The sequence below is a fragment of the Hoeflea marina genome (assembly GCF_003182275.1).
Classification (GTDB): Bacteria; Pseudomonadota; Alphaproteobacteria; order Rhizobiales; family Rhizobiaceae; genus Hoeflea; species Hoeflea marina.
Genome location: NZ_QGTR01000001.1, coordinates 670,674 through 684,310 on the forward strand (window position 1 = coordinate 670,674; position 13,637 = coordinate 684,310).

At 67.2% G+C, this 13,637-nt stretch carries 16 protein-coding genes; 7 read left to right on the plus strand and 9 right to left on the minus strand.

Features of this window, described 5'->3' with window-relative positions; translation table 11 throughout:
* The first annotated feature begins 28 nt into the window (after positions 1-28).
* From DFR52_RS03035 to greA, 4 genes are all read left to right on the plus strand, one after another.
* Positions 29-1,255: an acyl-CoA dehydrogenase family protein gene (locus DFR52_RS03035; RefSeq protein WP_110031098.1), complete on the plus strand. Its 1,227-nt coding sequence runs from the start codon at positions 29-31 to the stop codon at positions 1,253-1,255.
* 1 nt (position 1,256) lies between these two features.
* Positions 1,257-2,225, plus strand: coding sequence for an NADPH:quinone oxidoreductase family protein (locus tag DFR52_RS03040; protein WP_110030423.1), 969 nt, complete (start codon positions 1,257-1,259; stop codon positions 2,223-2,225).
* A 190-nt stretch (positions 2,226-2,415) separates the two neighbouring features.
* A complete protein-coding gene (locus DFR52_RS03045) occupies positions 2,416-2,850 on the plus strand; it encodes a DUF4864 domain-containing protein (protein WP_110030424.1) in 435 nt (144 codons plus the stop codon).
* Between the two features lie 269 nt (positions 2,851-3,119).
* Positions 3,120-3,641, plus strand: coding sequence for a transcription elongation factor GreA (greA, locus tag DFR52_RS03050; RefSeq protein WP_110030425.1), 522 nt, complete (start codon positions 3,120-3,122; stop codon positions 3,639-3,641).
* Positions 3,642-3,716: 75 nt separating this feature from the next.
* Here greA and DFR52_RS03055 read toward each other — a convergent pair whose 3' ends face one another.
* A complete protein-coding gene (locus tag DFR52_RS03055; protein ID WP_110030426.1) occupies positions 3,717-4,913 on the minus strand; it encodes an MFS transporter in 1,197 nt (398 codons plus the stop codon).
* 107 nt (positions 4,914-5,020) lie between these two features.
* Between DFR52_RS03055 and DFR52_RS03060 the strand changes: the two genes are divergently transcribed.
* A complete protein-coding gene (locus DFR52_RS03060) occupies positions 5,021-6,022 on the plus strand; it encodes an AraC family transcriptional regulator (protein ID WP_245415169.1) in 1,002 nt (333 codons plus the stop codon).
* 83 nt (positions 6,023-6,105) lie between these two features.
* On the opposite strand, the gene DFR52_RS03065 is transcribed toward DFR52_RS03060, so the two are convergent.
* Positions 6,106-7,305, minus strand: coding sequence for a mandelate racemase/muconate lactonizing enzyme family protein (locus DFR52_RS03065; protein WP_110030428.1), 1,200 nt, complete (start codon positions 7,303-7,305; stop codon positions 6,106-6,108).
* Between the two features lie 351 nt (positions 7,306-7,656).
* Here DFR52_RS03065 and DFR52_RS03070 point away from each other — a divergent pair, with 351 nt between their 5' ends.
* Positions 7,657-7,989, plus strand: a complete 333-nt coding sequence (locus DFR52_RS03070) for a hypothetical protein (protein ID WP_110031099.1) — start codon at positions 7,657-7,659, stop codon at positions 7,987-7,989.
* A gap of 286 nt (positions 7,990-8,275) precedes the next feature.
* Here DFR52_RS03070 and tgt read toward each other — a convergent pair whose 3' ends face one another.
* The 6 genes from tgt to coaD form a co-directional block, all read right to left on the minus strand.
* A complete protein-coding gene (gene tgt, locus DFR52_RS03075; RefSeq protein ID WP_110030429.1) occupies positions 8,276-9,409 on the minus strand; it encodes a tRNA guanosine(34) transglycosylase Tgt in 1,134 nt (377 codons plus the stop codon).
* Positions 9,406-10,005, minus strand: a complete 600-nt coding sequence (locus DFR52_RS03080; RefSeq protein ID WP_110030430.1) for a histidine phosphatase family protein — start codon at positions 10,003-10,005, stop codon at positions 9,406-9,408. The genes tgt and DFR52_RS03080 overlap by 4 nt, the downstream gene beginning before the upstream one ends.
* Positions 10,002-11,087 carry a tRNA preQ1(34) S-adenosylmethionine ribosyltransferase-isomerase QueA gene (gene queA, locus DFR52_RS03085; RefSeq protein ID WP_110030431.1) on the minus strand — a complete coding sequence of 362 codons (1,086 nt, stop codon included), beginning with the start codon at positions 11,085-11,087 and terminating at the stop codon, positions 10,002-10,004. The genes DFR52_RS03080 and queA overlap by 4 nt, the downstream gene beginning before the upstream one ends.
* 60 nt (positions 11,088-11,147) lie before the next feature.
* Positions 11,148-11,657 (minus strand): peptidylprolyl isomerase, encoded by a 510-nt coding sequence (locus tag DFR52_RS03090; RefSeq protein ID WP_110030432.1) that lies wholly within the window; start codon positions 11,655-11,657, stop codon positions 11,148-11,150.
* 33 nt (positions 11,658-11,690) lie between these two features.
* Complete coding sequence (locus DFR52_RS03095; protein WP_110030433.1) at positions 11,691-12,254, minus strand: peptidylprolyl isomerase; 564 nt, start codon at positions 12,252-12,254, stop codon at positions 11,691-11,693.
* Between the two features lie 95 nt (positions 12,255-12,349).
* Entirely contained in the window at positions 12,350-12,847 is a 498-nt protein-coding gene (coaD, locus tag DFR52_RS03100; protein WP_110030434.1) for a pantetheine-phosphate adenylyltransferase, read from the minus strand.
* 183 nt (positions 12,848-13,030) lie between these two features.
* On the opposite strand from coaD, the gene DFR52_RS24940 reads away from it, so the two are divergent.
* A complete protein-coding gene (locus tag DFR52_RS24940) occupies positions 13,031-13,159 on the plus strand; it encodes a hypothetical protein (RefSeq protein WP_280954175.1) in 129 nt (42 codons plus the stop codon).
* A gap of 98 nt (positions 13,160-13,257) precedes the next feature.
* On the opposite strand, the gene DFR52_RS03105 is transcribed toward DFR52_RS24940, so the two are convergent.
* Entirely contained in the window at positions 13,258-13,629 is a 372-nt protein-coding gene (locus DFR52_RS03105) for a VOC family protein (RefSeq protein WP_110030435.1), read from the minus strand.
* Positions 13,630-13,637 lie beyond the last annotated feature (8 nt).

Below are 13,637 nucleotides of genomic sequence, written 5' to 3' on the forward strand. Positions count from 1 at the left end.
GCTGACGAAAAACGGGCTGCCACAGACCATGGATCTGGGCGTCACCAGACGCCTCGAGCCGATTCTAGAGGCCGTGCGCACCATGGTGCAGGACGAGATCATGCCGCTCGACGAGGAATTTCTCGCCGAAGTCGGCCGCGAGGGCGACCGCTGGGCCTATACCGCCAGGCAGACCGAAATCCTCGAAGGCCTCAAGCGCAAGGCCCGCGACAAGGGCCTGTGGAACCTCTGGCGCACCCAGGCCGAAGGCGGGCTGACGACCGTGGAATACGCCTATCTCGCCGAGGAGATGGGCAAGGCGCATCTCGGCGCCGAGACCTTCAACTGCTCCGCCCCAGACACCGGCAACATGGAGGTGCTCGACAAGTACGGCACGCCCGAGCAGCAGAAGCGCTGGCTCGAGCCGTTGCTGGCGGGCCGGATCCGCTCCGCCTATCTGATGACCGAGCCGGACGTCGCCTCCTCGGACGCCACCAACATTGCCTTCTCCTGCGTCCGCGACGGCGACTCCTGGGTGCTGAACGGCGAGAAATGGTGGGCCTCGGGTGCCGGCGACCCGCGCTGCGCCATCTACATCGTCATGGTCCGCACCGGAAACGAGGACGCTCCCAGGCACCAGCGCCACTCGATGATCCTGGTGCCCTCGGACACCGCGGGCATCACCCGTCTGAGGCCGATGCAGGTCTACGGCCAGGACGACGCCCCGCACGGCCATTACCATATCCGCTTCGAGAATGTGCGGGTTCCGTTCGACTCCATCGTGCTCGGCGAGGGCCGCGGCTTCGAGATCTCGCAGGGCCGGCTCGGACCGGGCCGCATCCACCACTGCATGCGCGCCATCGGCCAGGCGGAGACGGCGCTGGACCTGATGTGCAAGCGCTCGCTCCGCCGCGAGGCCTTCGGCAAGCCGCTGGCGCAGCTCGGCGCCAATTTCGACATCATCGCCGAGTGCCGTATGGAGATCGAGATGGCGCGGCTTCTCTGCCTCAAGGCCGCCTGGATGATGGATCAGGGAGACGCCCGCGCCGCAGCCCCCTGGATCAGCCAGATCAAGGTGGTGGCCCCGCGCATGGCGCTGAAGGTCACCGACGAGGCGGTGCAGATGTTCGGCGCCCAGGGGATTTCCCAGGACACGCCGCTGGCGCGGCAGTGGACGCATCTGCGCACGCTGCGGCTCGCCGACGGCCCCGACGCGGTGCACCGCCGCCAGGTGGCCCGCGCCGAACTCAATCGCCACACCCAGGAAAAGATCTGACATGAAGGCCATCATCTGCCGCGGCTTTGGCGCCATCAGCGAGCTCGATTATGCCGACATGCCCGATCCGGTGGCGGCCGATGACGGCGTGGTCGTCCGCGCCGCGGCCATCGGGGTCAATTTTCCCGATGGCCTGCTGGTGCAGGGTCTCTACCAGCTCCAGCCCGGCTTCCCCTTCGTGCCGGGCATGGAGATGGCCGGCGTGGTCGAGTCGGTCGGCGCCTCGGTGACCGGCTTCAGGCCGGGAGACCGGGTGGTGGCGCTCGGCACGCTCGGCGGCTACGCCGAGAAGATGGCTGCACCGGCGGGTTCGGTGATCGCGCTCCCCGACTCGATGCCCTATGCCGACGCCTGCGCGCTGCTCTGCGCCTGGGGCACCGCGCACCACGCCCTCAGGCAGCGGGCGCGGCTCGAGCCCGGCGAGACGCTCGTCGTGCTGGGAGCCGCGGGCTCCACCGGCATTGCCGCCATCCAGATCGGCAAGGCCATGGGCGCGCGCGTTGTCGCGGTCGCGTCGAGCGAGGACAAGCGCCAGGCCTGCCTCAAGGCCGGTGCCGACGCCGTGCTGCCCTACGACGATCTGAGGGACGCGATCCGGCAGGCGACCGGCGGCAAGGGCGCCGACGTGGTCTTCGATCCGGTCGGTGGCTCGGCCTTCGACGCGGCAAGCCGCGCGATGGCGCGAAACGGCAGGCTGCTGGTGATCGGCTTCGCCTCGGGCGAGATTCCGAAATTTCCCGTCAATCTGGCGCTGCTGAAGGAGTACGCCGTGGTCGGTGTCTTCTGGGGCGGCTTCACCCGCGCCGAGCCCGAGGTCTTTGCGGACAACATGGCCGAGCTGTTTGCCTGGCATGGCCAGGGCCGCATCCGGCCGCTGATTGACGGCGAGTACCGGCTCGCCGACGCCGCTTCGGTGCTCGACCGGGTTCTCGGCCGCGGTGCCATAGGCAAGCCGATCCTGCTGCCCTGAACGCATCAGCCGTTCGCTGCGGCAGGCAGCCGACGCCGCCCGGACCGGCAGGTCCGGCTCGACCGGGGTCCCGGTCGGGGCCCGTTCCCTTCAAACCCCTGTCCCGCTCACGCAAATGTGTCCCCCGGGCGGGGATTGAAACTTTTCCGGCCCGCCCATCGTCCTATGATGGTGCAACGGAGGACATCGCATGCGCATTCTGTTCCGCCTTCCCGCCCTGATGGTCGTGCTCGCGCTTGCCGCCCTGCCGAATGCCGCGGCACGGGCCGGCGACATCGCGGCGGAAGGCCGGGTCGTCATCGAGAGCCAGATCAACGCCTTCCTCAACGATGACATGGCCACCGCCTACTCCTTCGCCTCGCCGTCGATCAAGGCGATCTACCCCGACGAGGCCCGCTTCTTCGACATGGTCAAGCGCGGCTACCAGCCGGTCTACCGCCCCGGCAACTTTGCCTTCGGCCGCGCCAAGCCAGCCGACGACGGCTCCGGCATCGTCCAGGAGGTGCTCATCCACGGCCCCGACGGCCAGGACTGGACGGCGCTCTATTCGCTCATCCGCCAGCCCGACGGCTCGCTCAAGATCAACGGCGTGCAGATGATCAAGGCCGCGATCCCGCAGACGTGACGACACCGGTGGCTCCACCCTCGCCCTTCCAGGACCGCTTCGCGACCGCGTCAGGATGAGGATGGCGATGCCGCGCCTCACCATGTCCCTCGTCTCCATCCGCGCGGCGGTCGCCCGGGACAACACCGCCATCGCGGAACCAAGCAGGCGGCCTCGCGTTGTCGCGATCTCGGGTTGCCATTGGTGGTGGCCCGGCATCATTGTATGATTGGACGAGAAGGGACGGCGGTCATTGCTCCTGCCGGCCCGATCGCCTGAACGGAGTTTGCATGAGCGTCGCCTTCACCAAGGAAGAAAGTTCGGAAACCGCGTCGGAGACGATGCTGCCGGATCGGCCTATCTCGGAGCACCCCAACCTGGTGACCGAGGCCGGGCTCAGGGCGCTGGAAGCGCAGCTGGCCGAAGCGCGCGCCGCCTACGAGGCGACATCCGGGATCGAGGACGTCAACGAAAAACGCCGCCAGGCGGCCGGCCCGCTGCGCGACGCGCGTTATTTCGCCGAACGGCTTCGCACCGCCGAACCGATGCCCGATCCCGCCTCCCATGACACGGTCGCCTTCGGCTCGACCGTCACTTACATCCGCGACGAGCGCGCCGAGCAGAGCTACCGCATCGTCGGCGAGGACGAGGCCGACCCCAGGGCCGGCACCATCTCGTTCGCCTCCCCCGTGGCCCGAGCGCTGATGGGCAAGGCGGTGGGCGACGTGGTCGAGGTCGGCGGCGCCGAGATCGAGATTGTGCGGATCGGCGCGGCGTCTGCGGTCGGGCGTCGGGGTCAGGCGGGTAGCTGATCCCGCGCCGAGACCGGAGCCTCGCGGCGAAAATCGCGAGGCGGGCGCCAGTGTTGGAACGCCCGCCAGTTTCCTTCAGGCAGGCACGGCCACCGGTACCCGCACACGTACGCCGGCGAAAATGCTCAGCGCCGCCGCGACCAGCACTAGGCCGCTCGCCGCCATGGTGCCGAAGCCGCCGGCTATGTCGAAGATCGCTCCGCCGAGACCCGCGCCGAGTGCGATGGCGAGATTGATCGCGGCCACAAACAGGCCGCCGGCGCTTTCGGTCTCGTCGGGCACGGTGCGGGCAATCCAGCTCGACCAGGCCACCGGCACGGCGCCAAAGCACAGGCCCCACAGCACCACGGCAACGATGTCGACGAGCGGCGACGCTCCTCCGCTGGAGGCGAGCACCAGCGCCAGGGTGGCCATCGCCAGCGGTCCGGCCACCAGCGTCAGCCGAAGGCTTTTCTCGATGATGCGGCCGGCCATCAGCGTGCCGATGAAATTGGCCACGCCGAAGCCGAGCAGGATCGCCGAGATGGCGCCGATGGCAAAGCCGCTGCCCAATTCGAGATAGGCGCGCAGATAGGTGAAGAAGACGAAGTGGCCGGCAAACACCAGCAGCACCGCCAGCATGCCGAGCCCGATGCCGGGCCGGGCCAGCACATCGACCAGCGTCCTGAGTCTTGTCACATGGGTCGGGCGCATGGCCGGCAGCGCCCGCCACTGCACGAACAGCGTGACCGCGCCGAGCGCCGCGGCAAGCAGGAAGACGGCGCGCCAGCCGAACAGGTCGCCGAGATAGCTGCCCACGGGCGCTGCCAGCACGGTCGCGGCCGAGACGCCGCTCATCAGGATCGACAGCGCCCTGGGGATCGAGGCTGGCGGCACCAGTCGCATGGTCACCGCCGTCGACATCGACCAGAAGCCGCCCAGCGCCACGCCGAGCAGCACCCGGCCGACGAGCAGCGCCGGCAGGCCCGGCGCCAGCGCCACCATCAGGTTGGAGAGGATCAGCAACACGGAAAAGAACATCAGCAGCCTGCGCCGGTCGGTGCCGCGCGCCGCCGCCGTGATCAGCAGGCTGGTGAGAAAGCCGAACAGCGCCGTCGTCGTCACCGCCTGGCCGGCTGCGCCCTCGCTGATCGAAAGTTCGGTTGCAATCGGCGTGAGCAGGCTCGCGGGCAGGAATTCCGCCGTCACGAGGCCGAAGACGCCGAGCGTCATCGAGGCGACCGCGCCCCAGGCGGGTGCCTGGGAGCGTTCGGATTGAATGTGGGAGGTCATCGGGTCGAATCCTTGATGGAAATGTCGGCTTCCAGATAGGCTGGACGGCCTGGACGATCCATGCCACAAACTCCGGCATGATTGATCAATCGTCCGGAACTGAGATCATGAACCAGACCCCGATCCACACCGACCTGGTCAGCGAACTGCTCTCAGGCATGCGCCTCGTCGGCATCGACTATCGCCGCATCGAACTTGCCCCACCCTTTTCGGTGAGCTTTGGCGAGAATGATGCGCGCGGCAAATTCCTCTTTGTGGCCGGCGGCAGCATCTCGCTCACCAGCCCCGACGGGGCGACGCACGCCATGCACACCGGCGACGCGGCACTGCTGCCGCGTGGCGGCCTGCACCGCATTGCCTCGTCCGATGAGCCCGGCTGCGCCTGCCGCGACCTGTCGACCTTCAAGACGGCACCGCTCTGCCCGATGGTGAGCGAGATCCGAGTGCCCGACGCCGCGGCCGCCGGCCCGGATCGCACCGCCGACGATGCCGCGGCGGGCGATCGGGTGGTGTTGTTTTCGGCCTGCATGGATTTCGAGCTCGGCAGCATGCACCCGCTGATCGGCCTGATGCCTGCGGTGATGCGGGTCGGCACCCTGATTGACCGCTATCCGGAGATCCTGCCAATGCTGGAAGCGATGGAGCGGGAGGCAAGGCACGCCCGCGCCGGCTATGCCGGCATCCTCTCGCGCCTCGCCGATGTGGTTGCCGCCTCGATCGTCCGTGGCTGGGTCGAATGCGGCTGCGGCGACGCCACCGGCTGGATCGCCGCCCTGCGCGATCCGCGCCTCGGCCGCGTGCTGCTGGCGCTGCACCGCGACCCCGGCCGCGCCTGGACGGTGGCGGAACTGGCAAGCCAGATGGGTGCGTCGCGCTCGGTCTTCGCCGAGCGTTTCCTGGAAGTGACCGGCGTCACCCCGGTGCGCTATCTCACCGAGCTGCGCATGCGGCTTGCCTCCGACTGGATTGCCCGGGATCGCATGCCCATCGACACCGCGGCCCAGAAGCTCGGCTATGCCTCGCATGCCGCCTTCTCCCGAGCCTTCAAGCGCATCATGGGTCATCCCCCCGGCCGTGCCGCGGTCCTGCAGGCGTCACGGGTGGCGTGAAGGGAGCGGCGGGCATCTCTGCAGGGCGCGCCCCTCATCCGTGCTCATGGCCCGAGGACAACGCCTCGCAGGGATGCCTGCGCTCAGGACTTTGAGACCAGGGCCTCGGGCATCCAGTGCACCTCGCGGCGGCTGGCCTTGAAGAAGCACTTGCCGTACTTCTTCAACTGATCTTGGTCGATCTCGATGCCGAGGCCCGGCGTCTGCGGCATGTCGAACCAGCCGCGATCATGCAGCCACGGGGATTTCAGGATCGCGTCGCGGCCTTCGGGAACCCAGCCCGGCTCGTTGAGCGGGTATTCGAACACCATCTCCCTGGCAAAACCGCTGGCGGCGAACACATGCGCGTTGATGATGAAGCCGAAGCCGTTGGTCCAGGTGTGCGACGAGAACTTCACCCCCTCTTCGCGACAGAGCTTTGCGATCGCCAGGCTCTGCTTGACGCCGCCGGTCCACATCGTGTCGGGCTGGTAGATGTTGTAGCAGCGCATTTTGATCATCCGCGCCAGTTCGTGATAGCCCATCAGGTGCAGTTCGCCGCCGGCCACCGGAACGCGGGAATAGGCCGTCAGTTTCGCCATCTCCTCGTGCCATTCGCCGAACAGCGGTTCTTCCACCCAGGCAAGCCCCACGTCGGCCGCCGCGTCGACGAAGCGCTTGGCGCGGTCGAGCGACCACAGCGGCGCGTCGCGATTGGCCGTCAGGCGGAAGGCCTGGTTGCAGTCCACCGCGATCTTCATCCGGCCCTGCATGTGGGTGGCGACATCGGAAATGTGCTCGATGTCGACCGCCTCGTCCCAGTCGTGGACGCGGATCTTCATCGTGTCGAAGCCTTCGGAGAAGCGCTTCTCCGCCTCTTCGCGCCGCGCCATCGGCTCGCGCAGTTCGCCCGAGGAGGCGTAGAGCCGGAGCCGGTCATCGGTGCCGCCGAGCAGCTTGTAGAGCGGCAGGCCGGCATTCTTCGCCTTGATGTCCCAGAAGGCTGGCTCCAGCCACCAGTTGAAATTGCCGCCGACGGCCATGATGTGGATGCGCTCGCCGAGCTTCTCGATGTCTTCCGGGTCCTGGCCGAGGAACAGATCGGCCAGCGTCTGGCCGAGACCGGCGCGCTCGTGGCCTGCGCCGGTGAACGCGCTCCAGCCTTCCACGCCGTCATCGGTGACGAAGCGGACGAGATAGAAGGTCACCGTGGTGCGGACCGTGCCGGGAATCCAGGACGGCGAAAACGGCGCCGGCAGCGGCGCGCTGACATGGTAGAGTTCAAGACCGTCGATAACCTGCATGTTCCGTCCCTTTCACAAGTGAATCTGCCCGCGGGAGCCGCGACGGCCGTCCGCCAGCGCTGTCGAGAGCTGGACCCGACGACGCAAAAGACCGCCGCGCCAGCACTGTGTGTGGCGAGGAGGCCCGCCCGGTTTGTGACAGCAGGCTACGGTTGAATTGGCTGGATCTGCATAGCCAATACGATAATTTCACCAGACCAGTCTGGCCGGCGGCCGGGATCGCGCATCCGCCGGCGCGCCGCCGCCGGTTCCGTCGAAGTCATTTTGCATTGACGCGGAATGCGCTATGAGGACTCCGGCGGCTGCAGGCAGCCGTCACTGATTCCAGCGATTTCCGGGGAAATGTCGACCATGCGCGTCCGCCTTGCCATCCTGTCCGTCCTTGCCGCGGCGCTTGCCGCCTGCAACACCACCGCCGTGCCGTCGAATCCGCTGCAGGCGCGCTGGAACGGCAAGTCCGCCGACGTCTTCTTTGCCGCCTACGGACCCCCGATCGCCGACCGGCCGGCGTCCGGCGGGGCGACTTTCTACAGCTGGCGCGGCGGCTTCACCGGCGGAAAGTCGTGCACGGTCGAACTGACGGTGAACAAGGCCTACACCATCACCTCGATCCGCGCCGTCTCCGACCGCGTCGATCCCAAGGGCGGCCCGACCCACTGCGAGAAGACGCTGGACGCCGGCTGAAGATCGGAGGCAGAGGGCTGGGTCGGGGCACCGTGACCACCTAGACCTTTCCCTTGGCGGCCAGACGCCGCATCCGCCGCAACCTGGGATACCCCCACCCCTGACCCCTCCCCTCAAGGGGGAGGGGAACATGCGCATCGCGCTTGCATCGTCACGTCAATCGACCAGGCACAGGCACGGCGCCGCCAGCTATGCGGGGCGTATCCTCCCTCCCCCTTGAGGGCAGGGATCGAGGGTGGGGGTATTCTCGCCAACGCAGATGGCGCAGTTTCAGTGTCGGGCGGGGTCACCCCAGCGGCGGAATATCGCCCCTCGCCCACATCTCCTGCGTCTCGGCGGAGAAATCCGCAAACCGCTGCGCCTCGATCGAGGCGCGGATGCCGGACATCAGGTCCTGGTAGTAGGAGAGGTTGTTCCAGGTCACCAGCATCATGCCGAGGATCTCGTTGGAGCGCACCAGATGGTGCAGATAGGCGCGGGAATAGTCGCGCGCAGCCGGGCATGAACTCTCCTCGTCGAGCGGCCGGTGGTCCTCGGCGTGGCGGGCGTTCTTCAGGTTGATCTTGCCGTGGCGGGTGAACGCCAGGCCGTGGCGCCCGGCGCGGGTGGGCATGACGCAGTCGAACATGTCGATGCCGCGGCCCACCGATTTCAGCAGGTCGTCGGGCGTGCCCACGCCCATCAGATAGCGCGGCTTTTCCGAAGGCAGAATCGGACAGGTGACGTCGAGCATGTCGAGCATCACCTCCTGCGGCTCGCCGACCGCCAGGCCGCCCACCGCATAGCCCTTCAGATCCAGCGCCTTGAGGCCATGGGCCGAACGCTCGCGCAATGTCGGAATGTCGCCGCCCTGGACGATGCCGAACATCGCCTTGCCCGGCTGCTCGCCGAAGGCGACGCGGCAGCGCTCGGCCCATCTCAGCGACATCTCCATGGCCCGCTCGATCTCTGTGGGCGTGGCCGGCAGGCGGACGCATTCGTCGAGCTGCATCTGGATGTCGGAGCCGAGCAGGCCCTGGATCTCGATCGAGCGCTCCGGGCTCATCTCGTGGCGCGAGCCGTCGATATGCGACTGGAAGGTGACGCCCTGCTCGGTGAGCTTGCGCAGGCCCGACAGCGACATCACTTGGAAACCGCCGGAATCGGTGAGGATCGGCCGGTTCCATCCGGCGAAACGGTGCAGGCCGCCGAGCCGCGCCATCCGCTCGGCGCCCGGCCGCAGCATCAGGTGATAAGTGTTGCCGAGAATGATGTCGGCGCCGGTGCCGCGCACCTGGTCCATATACATGGCCTTGACCGTGCCGCCGGTGCCCACGGGCATGAAGGCCGGGGTGCGGATGCTCCCGCGCGGCATGGAAATCTCGCCGCGCCGCGCCTGGCCGTCGGTGGCAATCAGCTTGAACTCGAAGGTCTCGGTCATGGAGTGCTCGCCTCGGCGGAATGGGTGAGGCTCTCCATCGGCTGCCAGCCATGGATGAGCGTGTGCGAGAGCCGCGCAAAGGCGAAGACATTGCCGCCGCCGGCAGCCTGGTCGTGGCTGCGATGGATCGCCATGCGGCCGACATGGCACATCAGCAGCGTGCCGACGGCGCCGTGGCCGACCAGAAGCACGTCGCCCTCGGGCGCTTCGTGAATCGCCGCCATGGCTTCGGCGACGATCCGCGCCTGCGCGTCGACCGCGCGCTCCCATCCGCGCACCGACAGGTCGGGCGTGGCGAAGAAGCGGTCGGCGACGGCCTCGAACTCCTCCGGCACCAGGAAGCCGGTGGCGGTGCGGTCGTTCTCGTGCATCTTCTCGCGCACGACCAGCTTGAGCCCGAGCGCATCGGCAATCGGTTGCGCCGTCTCGATCGCCTTGGTCTCGGCGCTGGAGATAACAGAGCGTGTGCCGCGCAGCGCCGGCGCCCTGGCGATCGAAGCGACACGTGCGCGCCCGACATCGTTCAGGCCCCAGCGATCGACCTGCTTGTCCGGCTCGATGAGCACCTGCGGATGGGTGAGATAGCGCACCGTCATTCGGCCGACTCCCGGGGCCGGAACAGCAGCGAGGAATCGCCATAGGAATAGAAGCGGTAGCCGGTGTCGATCGCCCGGCGGTAGGCCACCACCATGGTCTCGTAGCCGGAAAAGGCCGAGACCAGCATGAACAGGGTCGAGCGCGGCAGGTGGAAATTGGTCATCAGCACGTCGACGGCGCGAAACCGATAGCCGGGCGTGATGAAGATCGAGGTGGCCCCCGTCCAGGGCGCGATCACCCCGTCCGCGCCGGTGGCGCTTTCCAAGAGCCTGAGCGACGTGGTGCCGACCGAGACGATGCGGCCGCCGCGCGCATGCACCGCATTGAGGGCGTCGGCCGTCTCGGGGCTGACCTGACCGATCTCGGCATGCATCTTGTGGTCAGCGGTGTCATCGACCTTGACCGGCAGGAAGGTGCCGGCGCCGACATGCAGGGTGACGAAATGGCTCGAGACGCCGCGGGCTTCGAGCCGGGCGAAGAGATCGGGCGTGAAATGCAGGCCCGCGGTGGGAGCCGCCACGGCGCCATCCTCGCGGGCATAGATCGTCTGGTAGTCCAGCCGGTCGCGCTCGTCCTCGCCGCGCTTGGACGCGATATAGGGCGGCAGCGGAATGTGCCCGACACCGGCGATGGCCTCGTCGAGCGCCGGACCGGAGAGATCGAAGATCAGCTCGATCTCGCCCGCCTCGCCGCGCGCGCCGATGCTGGCGTCGAGCCGGCCTGCGAGACAGGCATTGGCGGTGCCGCCGAACTCGACGCGGTCGCCCTCCCTGACCCGCTTGGCCGGACGCACGAACGCCTTCCAGCGATCGGGCCCGGTGCGCATGTGCAGCGTCGCCGACATGCCGGCGCGGTTCTCGCCGCGCACGCGGAACCCCTCCAGCTGGGCCGGAATGACGCGGGTGTCGTTGAACACCAGCGCGTCGCCGGGCTCGAGCAGGTCGGGCAGGTCGGTGACGGTGAAATCGGAGAATTGGCCACCGGCATCGACGCGCAGCATGCGGGCGGCGTCGCGCGGGCTCGCGGGTCTCAGCGCGATGCGCTCGTCGGGCAGGTCGAAATCGAACAGGTCAACGCGCATCGGGCAGTTCCTTGACACCGGCGCGAAAGGACCCTGCCCTCCGCGCCGGCGGTTTCAGTGTCAGGCGTCGGCTGCAACCTTGACCGAGACGATGGTGTCGGGATCCGGCACCGGCTCGCCGCGCTTGATCTTGTCGACATTGTCCATGCCTTCGATGACCTGGCCCCAGACCGTGTACTGGCGGTTGAGGAAGGCGGCGTCGTCGAAGCAGATGAAGAACTGCGAATTGGCCGAATTCGGGCTCTGCGAGCGCGCCATCGAGCAGGTGCCGCGACCGTGGTTCATGTTGGAGAACTCGGCCTTCAGGTCCGGCTTGTCGGAGCCGCCCATTCCGGCGCGCGACGGATTGAAGTCCTTGCCGCCGGACTTGCCGAACTTGACATCGCCGGTCTGGGCCATGAAGCCGTCGATGACGCGGTGGAAGACCACGCCGTCATAGGCACCTTCGCGCGCCAGTTCCTTGATGCGCGACACATGGCCCGGCGCCAGGTCGGGGAACAGTTCGATGGTCACCTGGCCCTTCGAGGTCTGCATGATGAGGGTGTTTTCGGGATCCTTGATCTCCGCCATGGTCGTCTCCTTATTGAGGGTTGGTCTTCGGGATCAGCTGCCGCTTTTCACCGAAATCATTTCGTCGGGTTCGCTCACTTCGCCGTTTCCGCCCTCGCCGCGCTTGATGGCGTCGACATTCTCCATGCCCGAGACCACGTGGCCGACGATCGTGTACTGGCCGTTGAGAGAAGGATACTCGGTGAACATGATGAAGAACTGCGAGTTGGCAGAATTCGGGTCGCTGGACCGTGCCATGCCCACGGTGCCGCGGACGAAGGGTTCATCGGTGAACTCGGCCGGAAGGTCGGGCTTGTCCGAGCCGCCGGTGCCGGCGCGGCGCTGGTCATAGCCGCTCTTGCTGTTGCCGAACTGGACATCGCCTGTCTGGGCCATGAAGCCGTCGATGACGCGGTGGAAGACGACGCCGTCATAGGCGCCGGCATCGGCCAGTTCCTTGAGCCGCGCGGCGTGCTTTGGCGCGCTGTCGGTTGCCAGTTCGATCACCACCGGGCCGGACTTGAGTTCGATGGTGACGGTGTCGGCGGCCGAGGCGGCGCTGGCGGTCATCAGTCCGGCGGCAAACAGAGCCGAGACGATCAGGGTTCTAAGGCGCATGGGAGCTCCATATTCTGGGCGCGTCGACCGTTTCGGGCCGCGCGGGCGCTTGCGTTTGGCATACTGACACCGGATTGGCAACGCCAAACCGGCGGTCAATGCGCCCTGGACCGGGCGGCGAGCGCGTCGAGAACCACCTTGGGTACGAATGACCCGACATTGCCGCCCATGCCGGCGATCTGCCTGACAAGCGTGGCGGTGATGTGGCGGTTGGCGGGCGATGCGGGCACGAACACGGTCTGCAGCCCCGGCGCCATGACGCCGTTCATGCCGGCCATCTGCATTTCATAATCGAAATCGGTGCCGTCACGCAGGCCGCGCACCATGATCGTGGCGCCGGCCTCGCGCGCCACATCGACCACCAGGCCCGAGAAGGATTGCACGATGACATCGCCTGCCCTGTCCGGCATCACTTCGCGCAGCGCCGCGCCGATGAGAGACGCGCGCTCGTCAAACGAGAACATCGGCGTCTTGGAGGCCTGCACCCCGATTCCCACCACGAGCCGGTCACAGAGACCGAGCGCCTGCAACAGCACGTCCAGGTGACCATTGGTCATCGGGTCGAACGACCCGGCATAATAGGCAATTTTCATGTGCGGCCCCGATTGAGCCGCCTTTGTCTCACGCCACGGCAGCCGCATCAAGCGCGGGATCGTCACCCCGTTAAGCAATTTCTCCCCCAAATGTTGAGGTCGTTAAGCAAATCCGTTCAGTCGCCGTTCAGCTTCCATCCGCATACTGACCTCGCGATCAAGTTTTCGGTATCGGAGAACGTCATGATTGAAGCGCTTGCCTTGTTTGTCGCCCTTTTCGTCCTGCTGTTCGGCGGCCTGACTGTGGGCGCGCTGCGCGCCTCCGACCGCGAGGCCGGCCAAGTCGACGCGCGCCCGGCGGTCCGCCGCTGACGGGGTTCCCGCGCTGCCGCACATCGTCGGCGCTGCGACCGGGACACGCGGCCCCGGTTCCGACATTTTCAAGTTAAAAGAGACGGCGCTCGGTACGCTCACTTCGCCGGACGCGAAAACACCCGCAGCCGGTGACCATCGGGATCGAGCGCGACGAAAGTGCGGCCGAAATCCATGGTGGTCGGCACCTGGGCCATCTTCACCCCGCGCTGCAGCCAGTCCGTGTACATGGCATCGACCGCTGCCGCATCGCTCACCCCGAAACCGATCTCGTTGCCGCCGGGTGCAGATTCGGGAGCGGGCTCGACGGTGTCCTGCTTCCACAGGCCGAGCATCACCCCTCCGCCCAGCGGCAGCATGCAGAAGCTGTCGCTCGACTCGATCACCGGACTGTCGAGGAACCCGGAGTAGAACACGGCGCTCGCCGCAGGATCGGCGACATATTGCAGGACGAAATTGAAGTCGGACATTTTCATTC

What these genes read in the sequence shown, in the direction of transcription:
- DFR52_RS03035 (WP_110031098.1), top strand. Translation starts at nt 29, where the DNA reads ATGGATCTGGGCGTCACCAGACGCCTCGAGCCGATTCTAGAGGCCGTG.
- DFR52_RS03040 (WP_110030423.1), top strand. Translation starts at nt 1,257, where the DNA reads ATGAAGGCCATCATCTGCCGCGGCTTTGGCGCCATCAGCGAGCTCGAT.
- DFR52_RS03045 (WP_110030424.1), top strand. Translation starts at nt 2,416, where the DNA reads ATGCGCATTCTGTTCCGCCTTCCCGCCCTGATGGTCGTGCTCGCGCTT.
- greA (WP_110030425.1), top strand. Translation starts at nt 3,120, where the DNA reads ATGAGCGTCGCCTTCACCAAGGAAGAAAGTTCGGAAACCGCGTCGGAG.
- DFR52_RS03055 (WP_110030426.1), bottom strand. Translation starts at nt 4,913, where the DNA reads ATGACCTCCCACATTCAATCCGAACGCTCCCAGGCACCCGCCTGGGGC.
- DFR52_RS03060 (WP_245415169.1), top strand. Translation starts at nt 5,021, where the DNA reads ATGAACCAGACCCCGATCCACACCGACCTGGTCAGCGAACTGCTCTCA.
- DFR52_RS03065 (WP_110030428.1), bottom strand. Translation starts at nt 7,305, where the DNA reads ATGCAGGTTATCGACGGTCTTGAACTCTACCATGTCAGCGCGCCGCTG.
- DFR52_RS03070 (WP_110031099.1), top strand. Translation starts at nt 7,657, where the DNA reads ATGCGCGTCCGCCTTGCCATCCTGTCCGTCCTTGCCGCGGCGCTTGCC.
- tgt (WP_110030429.1), bottom strand. Translation starts at nt 9,409, where the DNA reads ATGACCGAGACCTTCGAGTTCAAGCTGATTGCCACCGACGGCCAGGCG.
- DFR52_RS03080 (WP_110030430.1), bottom strand. Translation starts at nt 10,005, where the DNA reads ATGACGGTGCGCTATCTCACCCATCCGCAGGTGCTCATCGAGCCGGAC.
- queA (WP_110030431.1), bottom strand. Translation starts at nt 11,087, where the DNA reads ATGCGCGTTGACCTGTTCGATTTCGACCTGCCCGACGAGCGCATCGCG.
- DFR52_RS03090 (WP_110030432.1), bottom strand. Translation starts at nt 11,657, where the DNA reads ATGGCGGAGATCAAGGATCCCGAAAACACCCTCATCATGCAGACCTCG.
- DFR52_RS03095 (WP_110030433.1), bottom strand. Translation starts at nt 12,254, where the DNA reads ATGCGCCTTAGAACCCTGATCGTCTCGGCTCTGTTTGCCGCCGGACTG.
- coaD (WP_110030434.1), bottom strand. Translation starts at nt 12,847, where the DNA reads ATGAAAATTGCCTATTATGCCGGGTCGTTCGACCCGATGACCAATGGT.
- DFR52_RS24940 (WP_280954175.1), top strand. Translation starts at nt 13,031, where the DNA reads ATGATTGAAGCGCTTGCCTTGTTTGTCGCCCTTTTCGTCCTGCTGTTC.
- DFR52_RS03105 (WP_110030435.1), bottom strand. Translation starts at nt 13,629, where the DNA reads ATGTCCGACTTCAATTTCGTCCTGCAATATGTCGCCGATCCTGCGGCG.